The organism is Sphingomonas sp. Marseille-Q8236 (genome assembly GCF_965112005.1).
Genome location: NZ_CBCOPO010000001.1, coordinates 405,605 through 419,368 on the forward strand (window position 1 = coordinate 405,605; position 13,764 = coordinate 419,368).

Annotated in this window: 17 protein-coding genes; 10 read left to right on the top strand and 7 right to left on the bottom strand. The window is 66.9% G+C overall.

The window, feature by feature from the left end:
* Nucleotides 1–29 precede the first annotated feature (29 nt).
* From ACWPWT_RS01905 to ACWPWT_RS01925, 5 genes are all read left to right on the top strand, one after another.
* Complete coding sequence (locus ACWPWT_RS01905) at nt 30–878, top strand: cytochrome c1 (RefSeq protein WP_454278332.1); 849 nt, start codon at nt 30–32, stop codon at nt 876–878.
* A gap of 235 nt (nt 879–1,113) precedes the next feature.
* Nucleotides 1,114–1,650 (top strand): adenine phosphoribosyltransferase, encoded by a 537-nt coding sequence (locus ACWPWT_RS01910; protein ID WP_454278333.1) that lies wholly within the window; start codon nt 1,114–1,116, stop codon nt 1,648–1,650.
* Complete coding sequence (locus ACWPWT_RS01915; RefSeq protein ID WP_454278334.1) at nt 1,650–2,105, top strand: tRNA (cytidine(34)-2'-O)-methyltransferase; 456 nt, start codon at nt 1,650–1,652, stop codon at nt 2,103–2,105. The genes ACWPWT_RS01910 and ACWPWT_RS01915 overlap by 1 nt, the downstream gene beginning before the upstream one ends.
* Nucleotides 2,106–2,161: 56 nt before the next feature.
* Nucleotides 2,162–3,001 (top strand): oxygen-dependent coproporphyrinogen oxidase, encoded by an 840-nt coding sequence (gene hemF, locus ACWPWT_RS01920; RefSeq protein WP_454279870.1) that lies wholly within the window; start codon nt 2,162–2,164, stop codon nt 2,999–3,001.
* 5 nt (nt 3,002–3,006) lie between these two features.
* Nucleotides 3,007–3,600 (top strand): GNAT family N-acetyltransferase, encoded by a 594-nt coding sequence (locus ACWPWT_RS01925; RefSeq protein WP_261269980.1) that lies wholly within the window; start codon nt 3,007–3,009, stop codon nt 3,598–3,600.
* Here ACWPWT_RS01925 and ACWPWT_RS01930 read toward each other — a convergent pair.
* Nucleotides 3,584–4,336, bottom strand: a complete 753-nt coding sequence (locus ACWPWT_RS01930) for a hypothetical protein (RefSeq protein ID WP_454278335.1) — start codon at nt 4,334–4,336, stop codon at nt 3,584–3,586. The genes ACWPWT_RS01925 and ACWPWT_RS01930 overlap by 17 nt on opposite strands.
* Nucleotides 4,333–5,187, bottom strand: coding sequence for a hypothetical protein (locus ACWPWT_RS01935; RefSeq protein WP_454278336.1), 855 nt, complete (start codon nt 5,185–5,187; stop codon nt 4,333–4,335). The genes ACWPWT_RS01930 and ACWPWT_RS01935 overlap by 4 nt, the downstream gene beginning before the upstream one ends.
* A 177-nt stretch (nt 5,188–5,364) precedes the next feature.
* Between ACWPWT_RS01935 and lipB the strand changes: the two genes are divergently transcribed.
* The 4 genes from lipB to ACWPWT_RS01955 all read left to right on the top strand — a co-directional run bounded on the left by lipB (nt 5,365) and on the right by ACWPWT_RS01955 (nt 9,361).
* On the top strand, nt 5,365–6,039 hold the full coding sequence (gene lipB, locus ACWPWT_RS01940; RefSeq protein WP_454279871.1) for a lipoyl(octanoyl) transferase LipB: 675 nt from the start codon (nt 5,365–5,367) through the stop codon (nt 6,037–6,039).
* 68 nt (nt 6,040–6,107) lie between these two features.
* Nucleotides 6,108–6,365 (top strand): hypothetical protein, encoded by a 258-nt coding sequence (locus ACWPWT_RS01945; protein ID WP_454278337.1) that lies wholly within the window; start codon nt 6,108–6,110, stop codon nt 6,363–6,365.
* Nucleotides 6,366–6,613: 248 nt separating this feature from the next.
* Nucleotides 6,614–7,321 (top strand): hypothetical protein, encoded by a 708-nt coding sequence (locus tag ACWPWT_RS01950; RefSeq protein ID WP_454278338.1) that lies wholly within the window; start codon nt 6,614–6,616, stop codon nt 7,319–7,321.
* A 177-nt stretch (nt 7,322–7,498) separates the two neighbouring features.
* Nucleotides 7,499–9,361 carry an ABC-F family ATP-binding cassette domain-containing protein gene (locus ACWPWT_RS01955; RefSeq protein ID WP_454278339.1) on the top strand — a complete coding sequence of 621 codons (1,863 nt, stop codon included), beginning with the start codon at nt 7,499–7,501 and terminating at the stop codon, nt 9,359–9,361.
* 309 nt (nt 9,362–9,670) lie between these two features.
* Here ACWPWT_RS01955 and ACWPWT_RS01960 read toward each other — a convergent pair whose 3' ends face one another.
* Both ACWPWT_RS01960 and ACWPWT_RS01965 read right to left on the bottom strand, forming a co-directional pair.
* Nucleotides 9,671–9,952 carry a DUF3297 family protein gene (locus tag ACWPWT_RS01960; RefSeq protein WP_261269987.1) on the bottom strand — a complete coding sequence of 94 codons (282 nt, stop codon included), beginning with the start codon at nt 9,950–9,952 and terminating at the stop codon, nt 9,671–9,673.
* A gap of 77 nt (nt 9,953–10,029) precedes the next feature.
* Nucleotides 10,030–10,404: a hypothetical protein gene (locus tag ACWPWT_RS01965; RefSeq protein ID WP_454278340.1), complete on the bottom strand. Its 375-nt coding sequence runs from the start codon at nt 10,402–10,404 to the stop codon at nt 10,030–10,032.
* A gap of 141 nt (nt 10,405–10,545) precedes the next feature.
* Between ACWPWT_RS01965 and ACWPWT_RS01970 the strand changes: the two genes are divergently transcribed.
* On the top strand, nt 10,546–10,947 hold the full coding sequence (locus ACWPWT_RS01970; protein WP_454278341.1) for an EVE domain-containing protein: 402 nt from the start codon (nt 10,546–10,548) through the stop codon (nt 10,945–10,947).
* A gap of 22 nt (nt 10,948–10,969) precedes the next feature.
* On the opposite strand, the gene ACWPWT_RS01975 is transcribed toward ACWPWT_RS01970, so the two are convergent.
* From ACWPWT_RS01975 to ACWPWT_RS01985, 3 genes are all read right to left on the bottom strand, one after another.
* A complete protein-coding gene (locus tag ACWPWT_RS01975) occupies nt 10,970–11,788 on the bottom strand; it encodes a shikimate 5-dehydrogenase (protein ID WP_454278342.1) in 819 nt (272 codons plus the stop codon).
* A gap of 151 nt (nt 11,789–11,939) precedes the next feature.
* On the bottom strand, nt 11,940–12,947 hold the full coding sequence (locus ACWPWT_RS01980; protein ID WP_454278343.1) for an NAD(P)H-dependent flavin oxidoreductase: 1,008 nt from the start codon (nt 12,945–12,947) through the stop codon (nt 11,940–11,942).
* Nucleotides 12,948–12,987: 40 nt separating this feature from the next.
* Nucleotides 12,988–13,695 carry a c-type cytochrome gene (locus ACWPWT_RS01985; RefSeq protein ID WP_454278344.1) on the bottom strand — a complete coding sequence of 236 codons (708 nt, stop codon included), beginning with the start codon at nt 13,693–13,695 and terminating at the stop codon, nt 12,988–12,990.
* Nucleotides 13,696–13,764: the final 69 nt, after the last annotated feature.

Here is a 13,764-nt window from a genome sequence, read left to right on the forward strand (position 1 = left end):
GCGAACCGATAAGAGAGGATTCTGACGACATGGTTCGTGGCATCGCATTCCTGGTCGGCGCGGCCTTCACCCTGGTCCTGGCGATCGCGCTGTGGGGCAGCGTCTCGGGGCTCGTCTCCGACCCGCCCGCGCCGACCGCCGAGGAGGAGTTCCACCTTCACCCGAAACCCGCGCATCTGGCCTCGGACGGTATTCTGGGCCGGTTCGACCGTCGCCAGCTCCAGCGCGGTTTCCAGGTCTATAAGGAGGTTTGCGCGGCCTGCCACTCGCTGCGGCTGGTGGCGTTCCGCGACCTGAAGGATCTGGGCTATAGCGAACCCGAGGTGAAGGCGATCGCCAACCAGTGGGTGATCGAACAGCCCAGCATCAACCCGGAGACGGGTGAGGCGACGACCCGCAAGAATGTGCCAGCCGACCGCTTCCCATCGCCCTTCGCCAACGAGGTCGCGGCGCGTGCGGCGAACAACAACGCGCTGCCGCCCGACCTGTCGCTGATGACCAAGGCCCGGCATGACGGCACCAATTACGTCTATTCGCTGATCGGCCCCGATGCCTATCGCAACCAGCCCGCCGAATTGCTGCGCAAATTCCCCGATGCCAAGACGCCGACGGGGCTGCACTACAACCCCTATTTCGCAAACCTCAACATCGCGATGCCGCCGCCGCTGACCCAGGACGGGCAGGTGCAATATACTGACGGCACGCTGGCGACCCGCGACCAGATGGCGAAGGACGTCGCCGCCTTCCTGACCTGGACCGCCGAACCCAGGTTGGAATCGCGTCACGCGGCCGGGATCGGGGCGGTGATCTTCATCCTGATCTTCTGCTTCCTGGCCTGGGGCGCGTATCAGAATGTCTGGCGCGACGTGAAACATTGAGGCCGGATTTGAAAAGGTGAGGGACCGGGGCGGTTTTCCGAGGGGAAGCCGCCCTTTTTATCGTGAGGAGCGTTCCCTGCCTTCGTTCGGCCCGAGCGCAGTCGAAGGCCACGCCCCTCACGCTCCACCGCCCCCTTGGGACAGGAACTCCTTTAGCCTTCGACCGGGCACAGGCTGAACGGAGGGTTGGACTGCCCCCTTTACCCCTGCCCGCCGCAAGCCCATGAGGCCCCGCATGAACGCCCATGACGATCTGAAAGCCCTGATCCGCACCATCCCGGACTTCCCCAAGCCCGGCATCCAGTTCCGCGACATCACCCCCCTGCTGCTCGACCCGACAGGTTTCGCACAGACTATCGAGCGGATGGTCGCGGCAACGCGCGGTCCCGTCGACCTGATCGCAGGGGTCGAGGCGCGTGGGTTCCTGTTCGCCGCCGCGCTGGCCGTGCCGTTGAACGCGGGCGTGCTGCTGATCCGCAAGGACGGCAAGCTGCCCGGCGCCACCATCGCGGAGGATTATGCGCTGGAATATGGCCAGGACCGGATCGTGATGCACGAGGACGCCCTGGTCCCCGGCGCCCGCATCTTACTGGTCGACGACCTGATCGCCACGGGCGGCACCGCCCGCGCCGCGCTCCGGCTGCTGCGCAAGGCGGGCGGCGTGGTCAGCCAGGCTCAGTTCCTGCTTGACCTCCCCGATCTGGGCGGTGCGGAGGCGTTGCGCGCCGAGGGGATCATGGTCGATTCGCTGATCGCCTTTCCGGGTCACTGATGCGGCTCGCGCTTTATGAGCCTGACATTGCGGGGAATGTCGGCACGCTGATCCGCACCGCCACCTGTTTCGGCGTGGCCGTGGACCTGATCGAGCCAATGGGCTTTCCCTATTCGGACCGGGCGCTGGCACGCTCGGCGATGGACTATGCGGCAATGGCGCAGGTGGTCCGCCACGCCGATTGGGACGGTTTTCGCGGCGCGACGTCGGGGCGGATCGTGCTGGCGACGACGCTGGGAGCCGTGCCGCTTCCCGAGATGACGTTCCGGCCCGATGATGTGATCCTTCTCGGCTCGGAAGGCGCCGGGGTGCCGCGCGCGGTGCACGACGCGGCCGATATCCGGGTCCGCGTGCCGATGCGCGACGGCGTCCGCTCGCTCAACGTTGCGATCACCGGCGGTATTTTGCTCGCGGAGGCGCGCCGCCAGACGGGGTGGGACAATATCGCGGGGTGACCCCCCGCCCCGCCCCTGGCCCGAACCACCGCGTGGTGACCAGCCGCACCCCCGATATTGCCCTCGACGCCGAGCAGGATGCCGCCCGCCAGTGGTTCGAGTCCCTGCGCGACCGGATTTGCGCCGAGTTCGAAGCCATTGAGCGAGAGGCCGGATCGGACGCCGCCTTCGCCTATACCGCCTGGGACCGCGTCGACCCCAGCGGGGAAGCCGGCGGCGGCGGGGTGCGCGGCGTGATGAAGGGCCGTGTCTTCGAAAAGGTCGGGGTCAATGTCTCGACCGTGGGCGGCACGTTCGAGGGGCCTTTCGCCAAGACGATCCACGGCGCGGGCGACGATCCGCGTTTCGTCGCCACGGGGATCAGCCTGGTCGCGCATATGGCGAACCCGCATGTGCCCGCCGTGCATATGAACACCCGCTTCCTGACAACGACCAAGCGCTGGTTCGGCGGCGGCGCCGACCTCAACCCTCCCCTGCCGATCGCGGAGGATACCGAGGATTTCCACACGCGCCTGAAGGCGGCATGCGACGCCCATGATCCGGGCCATTATCCCCGCTTTAAGGCATGGGCGGACGAGTATTTCTACATCCCCCACCGCCAGGTCCATCGCGGCGTCGGCGGCATCTTCTACGATCATCTGGAACGCGATTTCGAGGGTGACTTCGCCTTCACCCGCGATGTCGGCGAGGCGTTTCTCGATATCTTCCCGCGCATCGTCCGGCGGCGCATGGGCCTGCCCTTTACCGAGGCGGACCGCGCGGCGATGCTGGCCTGGCGGGGGCGTTATGCCGAATTCAACCTGGTCTATGACCGGGGCACGCTCTTCGGGCTCAAGACGGGCGGCAATATCGACGCCATCCTGATGAGCCTGCCCCCACTCGCGACCTGGGAGTAAAAGCCATGGCGCTGATCCCCGTCGATCCGGGCGAAGTCGCGACCATCGTCACCACACTCGAAATGCGCGAGCGGCCGCGGCCGCGCCCCCTGCCCGAGGCGCCCTTGAGCCTGGTCGCCTGGGTCCAGCCCGATCCCGCCAAATATCGGACGCTGTTCGCGCGCGTCGGTGCCCCTTGGCTGTGGTTTTCGCGGCTGGTGATGAGCGACGAGACGCTGACCGCGATCATCCATGACCCCGCCGTCTCGGTCTTTGCCGTGGTCGACCGGGCAGGGATCGAGGTGGGCCTGCTCGAACTCGACCACCGCCAGACGGGCGAATGCGAGATCGCCTATTTCGGGCTGATCCCCGAACTGGCCGGGCGAGGCCATGGCCGCTGGCTGATGGCGCAGGCCCTGATGCGCGCCTGGACCGCGGCGGTCGAGCGGGTATGGGTGCATACCTGTACGCTCGACCATCCCGCCGCGCTCGGTTTCTACCGGCGGCAGGGCTTCACCGCCATTGGCCGGGCGATCGAGACGTTTTCGGATCCCCGCGACCTAGGCCTGCTGCCCCAGGACGCGGCGCCGCAAATCCCCCGGCTTAGAGCTGTCGATTGACCAGCCGGCGATAGGCGGCCACCGCAATCAGCGCCTGCGCCAGGCCCGCCGCCATGGCGACCGCCGCCGCCCCCGCCTGAAGCAGCGCGATCGCCACCGGATTGCCCGGACCATCGCCCTTGGAAAGATCGATCAGCGTCAGAAAGGGCTGTGTCGCGATCATCCCGCCCAGATAGGTGCAGGAGGACAGCGCCGCCATCGGCAGCCCGACGCCGCGCGTCAGCTTGATCGAACGGGCGAGCGCCGCCATCGCCGCCATCCGCCGCTCCGCCAGCAACACCGGCCCGACGAGCAGCAGCCGCCCCGCAACATACAGGCCGGGAAGGATATAGAGCAGCATCCCCGCGCCGACCGGCAGGGCGACCAGGATCATCGCGAGCAGATAGCGCGGCGCGATCGCCACGGCGCCACGCAGCGCTTCGCCCACCGTCGCCCGCCCCCCGCTGAGCGACAGGGCCAGCAAGGCGGCCGTCCCGATCAGGCCGACGACATAGCTGGCGAAATACCAGCCGCCATAATGGCTTGCCCATTGCCCGACCGAGTCGATCCAGACCGAGGCACGCGCCGTCGCTTCGCCCACGCCTTCCTCCGGCAAGGGCGGCGTCGGGACCAGCAGCCCCAGCGCGAAGGCGGGCCAGAACAGGAAAGGCCCCGCCAGCCGGAGCAGCAACGAACGATCCCGGCGGAACAGGCCCCAGGCGTCCCGCAGGGTCGCAATGACATCCAATCCCATCACGATTGCGGCGAACCGTCCTTTCGAAGCGCCTGCTCGCCCGCCGTCGCGACATAGAGACGCGCGACGAAGACATAGGCCAGCGTCATGAATACCGCGCTGACCACCGAACCCAATAGTGCGGTCAGCGCCCGCGCCAGCCACAGCTTGTCGCCGCCCAGGACCAGACCGAATAGGGCGCTCGCCACGCCCTGCACCGCCAGGCCCGACACCGACATGACGATCAGGAACAGCAGCGACACGACGATCAGCCGCCAGGTCATGCCCCGCGTCAGCGCAATCGAGCGGCGAAACGCGCCCAGACCGACCCGCTCGTTCAGGGCCACCGCATAGGTGAGCATCAGCCGCGCGGCCAGCCAGAGCGCCAGCGGCACGATGACGAGGGCATAGACCAGCAGGAAGAGCGCCGCCCCGCCCGGCATGGGCGGCATCCGGGACGGGTCGCCGTTGACCGCCATCATCGCGGTGAAGTCGAAGCCAAACGCGACGAGCCCCACGATAAGGACCAGCGCCACCAGCGCCAACACGAACCCGATCGCCAGCGCCAGTCCCAGCACGGGCAGGAAACGCTGGAATCCGGCGCGCGACGCCTCCGCCGTCGTGGTGGAAGGATGCGTCGCCAGCGCCATGATCCCCAATTGCGCCCATACTCCCAGCGCCAACGACACGATGGTCAGCACCAGCCCCAGGCCGGAGACATTGCCCGCCGGCGAAACGCTGCCGTTCGGCAGGATCAGAATCTGCAATATACCGGGCAACACGAAGCCGATCGCGGCGAAGGGTATCAACATGCCGGCACGGCCCGCCAATACCTGCTGGGTGCTGTCCCACACCGATCCGATCCTGACGGTCATCGTTCCTCCCTTGGTCCGGACGCCTTCGCCCGTCCGGGCGATCGATCGCTGCCTAGCCCATCGCAGGGCGCAACGCCATGGCGACGGCCAACGGGCTGATCGCCCCCGCTTGCATCATGGCGATGGCGGGCGCAGATAGCCGCGATCGTGACCCAAAGCCCCGCACCCATCCCCGATATGCCCGACATCGAATGGCGGATCAGCCCCGGCCTGACGCCCTATGACCAGTCGCTGGCCGAGATGGAGGCGCGTGCGGCCGCCGTGGCGCAGGGGCAGGCGCGCGAACTGGTCTGGCTGCTCGAACATCCCCCGGTCTATACGGCAGGAACCAGCGCCGATCCGGTCGATCTGGTCGATCCGCGCTTTCCCGTGTTCCAAACCGGGCGCGGCGGCAAATACACCTATCACGGGCCCGGACAGCGCACTGGCTATCTGGTGCTGGACCTGAACCGGCGTGGGCGGGACGTGCGGCAATTCGTCCATGGGCTGGAGGACTGGCTGATCGCCGCGCTCGCCCGACTGGGGGTGAATGCCTTCAGCGTGGACGGACGCGTCGGCATCTGGACACGCGATGGCGGCACGGAGGCGAAGATCGGCGCGATCGGCGTTCGGGTGCGTCGCTGGGTCACGCTTCACGGCTTCGCGATTAATATCGCACCCGATTTGTCGCATTTCGGCGGAATCGTACCGTGCGGCCTGCCCGAGTTTCCCGTCACCAGTCTTTTTGCGTTAAACGGCGTCAAGTCGTTGGAAACCTTTGACGAGGCGCTTGCGTTCACCTTTCCGGCGTTCCTCAGGACCCTGGGCGGGTCCGATAAAACGACACTTGAGGACCGGGCGGTATCCGATTAATGTCCACCCCGATTTGGGTAATAGGGCCAGCAAGCCGTTCCAAATCCTTAATATCAAGGGAGCTTCCAATGCGTGCAATCATCTCCAAGGTCCTGACGGGCTCGATCATCGCCGGCGCGGCGCTCGCGGTTTCGGCTTGCGGCTCGAACACCGAGAACACCACCGACGCCAACATGACCACCGAAATGAACGCCTCCGAGGGCATGGACACCGCCACCGACAACATGACCGCCGTCGACGGCGGCATGATGGCCAATGACACCATGGGCAACGACATGATGATGGCCAACGACACGATGATGACCAACGCGACCAACGCGATGTAATCATCGTCGGGGTCATCCCTGACATGCAAGGGGCCGTCCGGGCGACCGGGCGGCCCCTTTTCGTTGGCGATTCCGGCTCCCGCCGCCCTTTCCCAGTCCCAGGCTGTCCGCCATTTTCGCTACCTTTCCGTAACGACACCGCTCATCGCAACCCTGGGCTGGGCCCTCGATTTCCGTTTGGGAAAAAACCGGTAAAGCGTTATGTTTCGGGACGCTCGAAGGCCCTACGGGGGAAGGATCGGAACACAATGAAGGTGGTGCGTACCGCGCTGGTTGCCGGCGTGGCGTTTTGGGGGATGGGTGCCGCGGCACCCGCATCGGCGCAATTTTTCCTGCAGTCCTATAATTTCGAAGGCAAGCCGGTCCGGGGTGACGAGCCCGGCATCGGGCAGCCGCTTCCGGGCGCGAACCCGGCGGAATTGCGCGCGGGCCTGTTGTGGAACATGCGCGCGGCGCTCAACGTCGCGGCGCTGCAATGCCAGTTCGAGCCGATGCTCTCGACCGTCGCCAATTATAACGCGATCCTAAAGGATCACGATGTCGAGCTGAAGGGCGCGTTCGACACGCTGGGCGCCTATTTCAAGCGGACGAGCAAGACCCCGCGCGAAGGGCAGATGGCGCTCGACCAATATGGCACGCGCACCTATTCCAGCTTCGCGGCGGTCGCCGCGCAGTTGAACTTCTGCCAGACGGCGGGATCGATCGCGCATGCGGCGGTCTTCACCCCGCGCGGGCATCTGGGCGAACTGGCGGTCGAGCGGATGCGCGAACTGCGGAACAGCCTGACCCCTTATGGCGAGCAGCGCTTCCCCCGCTATATCGGCCGCGAACATGTCGCCGTGACGATGCCGCGCCTCGATGCGTCGTGTTGGAACAAGAAGGCGCAGTGGGTCGTCAAGAAGTGCGGCGCGCAGAACTGGCCCCCCGCCGGCGGCACCAGCCTGGCCGCACGCTGATCCGGGTCCTCCCCGGGCGTGGCCTGGGGAGGAGGAACGGCGGCGCAGGGGCGCTCCCATCGGTGACGCCCCTTGCGGAGGGTCGCTGGCGGCGGTCCTGACGACCTGCCGCCGCCTCTTGGCGGACCGGATAAGCGCCCCCTCCCCTTTCGCGCCGGAATTTGCTAGGCGCGGCCCATGCTCAATCTGAATGGCATCACCGTGCGCCTGGGCGGCCGCACGATCCTCGACGGCGCATCCGCCGCGCTTCCTCCCGGCAGCCGGGTCGGCCTGATCGGTCGCAACGGTGCGGGCAAGTCCACGCTCGTCCGCGTGATCGCGGGCCAGTTGGAGGCCGATGACGGCGCCTGCGAAATGCCCAAGGGCGCCAAGCTCGGCTATATCGCGCAGGAAGCGCCCGACGGCACCGCTACCCCGTTCGAGACGGTGCTGGCCGCCGACATCGAGCGCGCCGAATTGATGGAGCGCAGCGAGACCGAGAGCGATCCGGAAAAGTTGGGCGACATCTATGAGCGGTTGATCGCGATCGACGCCTATACCGCGCCCGCCCGTGCCTCCAGCATTCTGCAGGGCCTGGGTTTCGATGAGGCGATGCAGGCACGGCCGCTGTCCAGCTATTCGGGCGGTTGGAAGATGCGCGTGGCGCTCGCGGCCCTGCTGTTCTCGGCCCCCGACGTGCTGCTGCTCGACGAACCGTCGAACCACCTCGACCTCGAAGCGGTGATGTGGCTGGAGGATTTCCTCAAATCCTACCGCGCGACGATCCTGCTGGTCAGCCACGAGCGCGACTTCCTGAACAATGTCGTCGACCATATCCTGCATCTCCAGGGCGGCAAGGTAACGCTGTACCCCGGCGGCTATGATTCGTTCGAGCGCCAGCGTGCCGAGCGGATGGCGCAGCTCGCCGCCGCCAAGGCGAATCAGGACGCGCAGCGCGCCAAATTGCAGGACTATATCGCGCGCAATTCGGCCCGCGCCTCGACCGCCAAACAGGCACAGAGCCGCGCCAAGATGCTGTCGAAGATGCAGCCGATCGCCGAGATGGCGAACGACCCGTCGCTGTCCTTCGACTTCCCCGATCCCGACCAGCTGCGCCCGCCGCTGATCACGCTGGACCTGGCGAGCGTGGGCTATGCGGAGACGCCGATCCTGAAGCGGCTGAATCTGCGCATCGACCCGGACGACCGGATCGCGCTGTTGGGCCGCAACGGCAACGGCAAGACGACGCTCGCCCGCCTGCTCGCCGCGCAGTTGACGCCGATGGAAGGCGACATGAATTCGTCGGGCAAGATGCGGGTCGGATACTTCACCCAGTATCAGGTCGAAGAACTCGACACCGACGATACGCCGCTGGAGCATATGACCCGAATCATGCGCGGCGCGACCCCGGCGGCGGTGCGTGCGCAGCTGGGCCGGTTCGGCTTTTCGGGCGACAAGGCGACGACCAAGGTCGGCAAGCTGTCGGGCGGCGAGCGCGCGCGCCTGGCGCTGGCGTTGATCACCCGCGACGCGCCGCATATGCTGATCCTTGACGAGCCGACCAACCACCTCGACGTCGATGCGCGCGAGGCGCTGGTCCAGGCGCTCAACATGTACAAGGGTACGGTCGTGCTGGTCAGCCACGATCGCCACATGCTGGAAATGACCGCCGACCGGCTGGTGCTGGTCGACAACGGCACGGCGAAGGAGTTCGACGGGTCGCTGGACGATTATATCGCCTTCGTCCTGAAGGGCGATGCGGGCCAGGGCGATGCCGCCTCCAAGGCGGATCGTGCGGCGAGCAAGAAGGCCTCGGCCGAGCAGCGCGAACGCTTCAACGCGATGAAGAAGACGCTGCGTGGCATCGAGGACGAGATGGCCAAGCTGACCCGCGAACGCGAGGCGCTGGACAAGGCGATGAACGACCCGGCGGCGGCCGAACCGCGCCATGCCAGGCTGTCGATGGGCGAACTCAACAAGCGCCGCGCCGAGGTGGTCGACAAGCTGGCCGATGCGGAAGCGCGCTGGATGGAAGCCGGCGAGGCGATGGAGGCGGCGTAAGCCGCTCGCCTCCTCCGTTCGCACTGAGCCCTTCGGCGGGCTGGCAAGCCAACCGCTCAGGATAAACTTCGGCGCGTCGCGCCGAAGTCGAAGTGCGCTAAGGGATCTCCGTGGGCTTCGACTTCGCTCAGCCTGAACGGGGGTTTGGGGAATGCCCTCCCCAAATTTCCTTCTGTTCCCCGGCGAAGGCCGGGGCCCAGTTTCGGGCAAGTCGATGGCGTGCTATCCGGCGAGTGGGAGGCAACGACACCCCACCCTCGATAGCGCCCAGCAACTGGACCCCGGCCTTCGCCGGGGTACGCCCAGTAATTACGCTTCGGTTTCTTCCGAATCCTCGGCGGCGTCGTCCTGCGCCGGATTCTCGATCCACGCCTCGACCTCGCCGGTCAGCTTCAGGGTCAGCGGGCGGCCATGGCGGTCGACCTTCTTGCCCAGCGCGACGCGGATCCAGCCTTCGGAAATGCAATATTCCTCGACGTCGCGGCGCTCATTGCCCTTGAAGCGGATGCCCACGCCACGCTGGAGCAGGTCCTGGTCGAAATAGGGGCTGTCCGGGTTGGTGGACAGGCGATCGGGAACGGTATTGGTCATGCCCGGCGCCTTAACGCCGACTCGTGGGTGCTGCCAAGAAAAAGCGGCGCCGGAGTGATCCGACGCCGCCACAGGCTTTAGTTACAGACCTGAACCGGTACGCTGCGGCCCCAATAGGGATCCCAGCGCCAGTCGTTCCAGCAGCGCGGCGCATAGCTGCGATACTGGTACGCCACCGGCGGCGGCGGGGGCGGCGGTGCGTAATAGGGATCGTAACCGCGATCATAATAATAGCCGCGATCGACATAGCGCGGGCGGTTGCTGCTCGCGATCGCCGCGCCCACACCCAGGCCGACGATACCGCCCAGAAGCGCGCCCGCCACCGCATCGCCGCCGCGATCGCGGTGATAATAGCCGCCGCCCCAGCGCTGCGCCTCGGCTGGCGCCGCAGCGGTCAGCGCGGTCGCGGCCAGCGCGACGCCCATCCCCACCTTCTTCAACATTCCGTTCATCTCGAACCTCCGATACTCAAACGCCCGGTCCGCCTGATGGCAAAACGCGCCGCATTGCGTCCGTGTTGCCTTCCCTAATGCTATCGGGCTGAATGGCTGTGGAATGTGGCGTTTAGTCAGGGTTCAGGAGAAGGCAGCGACATGGCCCATTGGCTGTTGAAGTCGGAGGCGGAAAGTTACGGTTGGGACGATCTTGTCCGCGACGGGACGACCGAATGGGACGGGGTACGCAACGCCGCCGCCGCCAAGCATCTGCGCGGCATGGCCGTAGGGGACCAAGCGATCTTCTATCACAGCGGCAAGGACAAGGCGGCGGTCGGCATTGCGACGATCACCCGCACGGCCAGGGCCGATGGCGAGGATGGACGCTGGGTCTCGGTGCAGGTCGCGCCCGACCGCGCGCTTCCCAAAGCCGTCACGCTGGCGGCCATGAAGGCGGAGGCGGGGCTTTCCGATCTGCCGATGCTCCGCCAGTCGCGTCTGTCGGTCTCACCGGTGGGCGAGGCGGAATGGACGCTCCTGATGGCGATGGCGGGGCTGTAATCCTGTCGCGAACCGAGGGGGATCACCCCAGGCTGCGGGCGTAGTCCGCGGCTTCCCGCACCTGCTCCGGCGTCGGCCGGACGCCGGTGTAGAGGATGAATTGCTCCAGCGCCTGGATCGTCGCGACCTGGGTCCCGGTGATGACCCGCTTGCCCATGGCGCGGGCGGTTTCGAGGAAACGGGTCTCGGGCGGATATTGCACCACGTCGAAGGCAATCTCAGCGTGGCCGATCATCGTCTCGGGGAAAGCGAGCTGATCCGCATTGCCCCCGGTCATGCCGATCGGGGTGACGTTGATGAGCAGCGGCGCGCCCTCGCCCAATTCGGCGGCCCAGCCAAAGCCGTAAAGCTCGGCCAGCCCCCGCCCCGCCGCTTCGTTGCGCGCGACGATGGTGCCCCGGTCGAAGCCCGAATCGCGCAGCGCCGCCGCCACCGCCTTGGCCATGCCCCCCGATCCGCGCAGGACGAAGGGCGTCGCGCGGTCGATGTCGGCGATCAGTTCGACCACGGCGGCATAATCGGTGTTATACCCGGTCAGCCGCCCATCATCGTTGACGATGGTGTTCACGCTGTCGATCGCCGCTGCCGAACCGGCCAGGCCATCCAGCATCGGGATCACCGCCTCCTTGAACGGCATCGAGATCGCGCAGCCCCGAATGTTCAGCGCCCGAATCCCGCCGACCGCCGCCGCCAGATCGGTGGTGCTGAACGACTTGTAGACATAATCGAGCCCGGTCAGCTCGTAGAGCCGGTTGTGGAACCGCGAACCGAAATTGCCGGGACGCGCCGACAGCGACATGCACAGCCGCGTGTCGCGACCGATGGGGGGCTTTGTGGTCATGGGCAGGGTTTAGCGGAGGACGGGGGCGGGTGCATCCCCGTTGTTTTCCGGATGGTTTCCCGTGGCTTCGGGCGTCAGGACATTGCGTTGGCGCACCCCGTCATCCGATGATCCGGTATGCAGCGGTCAGCATGGGCCGCGCGGAGAGAGCCTATCGCCGCATCTCGCCGGCGATGGCCCGCACCAGATTTCCCGCCGGCATGGCCCGTGCCAGCGAAGCGCCCTGCCCGGCCCATTGCGCGCCATAGCCATGCTCACCGCGCAGCATGGCGGCGGCGTGGAGCGCCTTTCCGGCGTCATAGGCAATGGGATAATCGGGGGGCGTGACGGACACATGCTTGCCCAGTGCGGTGAAGCGATTGGGCAGACAGCGCGCGGGCCGACCGGAGATCGCACGGGTCATGACCGTGTGTGCGGCCCCCGGCCCCATCAAGGCCGCGCGATAGGCCGGATTCGCTGCGCTTTCGGGGCAGGCGATGAAAGCCGTTCCCAATTGCGCCGCCACTGCCCCCAGCGCCAGTGCCGCCGACACCCCCGCACCGTCCATGATCCCGCCCGCCGCGATGACCGGCCGTGCCGTCCGCGCCGCAAGCAAACGGGTCAGCGCCAATGTCCCCAGCCGATCGTCAGGCGCGTCGGGATCGAAAACCCCGCGATGCCCCCCGGCTTCATAACCCTGGGCGACCAGAGCATCGACCCCGGCACGTTCGGCGGCTTGCGCCTCGGCCAGCGAGGTGGCGCTCGCCAGCAACAGGCATCCGGCGCGCTTCAACGCCGCGATCCGCCCGACATCGGGCAGCCCGAAATGAAAGCTGACCACCGGGGCCCGCATCTCTACCAGCATGGCCAGCATCGCGTCGTCCTCGGCAAAGCTGGCATAGATGCTATGCAGCGTGCCCGGCGGCTCGGCATCCTGTTCGGCAAAGGCGGGGCGGAGCGCCTCGCGCCATGCCGCCTCGCGCGCCGGATCATGGCGGGGCGGGGCATGGACGAAGAGATTGACGTTGAACGGCCGCTCCGTCCGGGCGCGGGTCTCCGCGATCGTCGCGGCGGCCCGATCCGCGTCGCCCGCGCCCAGCGCGATGGCACCGAGACCACCGGCTTCGCTCACCGCCGCCGCCATGGCCGGGGTGGAAACCCCCGCCATAGGCGCTTGCATAAGGGGCAGGCGCGCGATCAGATCGGCGAAATGCACCGGATCAGTGGGGCGCCTTGGCGCCCTCGATCGCAGCCTGCGGATCGACCGAAGGCGCGCCCTTGGCAGGGGTGCCGGTATTGGCGATCGATCCGGTGTCGCCGCGCACGTCTTCCTCGACCCTGTTGACCGCCGCGTCGGCACCATTGGCCGGGGCCTCGCCCGCCGCCGGTTCCTTCGCGGCCGGGGCCGCGGGCAGCGGCAGGTTCGATCCCTGCTGGTTGAGGTACAGGATCACGTTCGCGCGGTCCTGCGGATTCGAAAGACCCGCAAAGGTCATCTTAGTGCCGGGGGCGAATTTGCGCGGGGAGGTCAGCCACGCGTTCATCTTGTCCCAGTCCCAATTGCCGCCGACCGCCTTCAGCGCGTCGGAAAAGGCGAAGCCTGCTTTGCCCTGCGCGATCGCCTCGCCCATGGTGGCATAGAGATTGGGGCCGATACCGTTTGCGCCGCCCTGATTGATGGTGTGACAGGCGGCGCATTTCTTGAACACTTCCGCGCCCTTGGCTGCGTCCGCCGTGGGCAGGAGCGATGCGATCGGCACCTCCGCCGCGGCACCTCCGCCGCCTTCGGCTTCGACGCCCTCGATTGCATAGCCCATTTTTTCCGGCCGTTCGTCGTGGAAGATCATGCCGCCGACGATCGAAAGGCCCAGTGCCACGCCTGCCGCGCCCAGCACCCATCCCGCGATCGTATTGGTCTTTAGGTCCATCGCTTTTCGCTGCCCCGCCAATATCTCTCCTGAACGCGGACCTTAGGTGCGGCTTTCGCGGACGGCAAG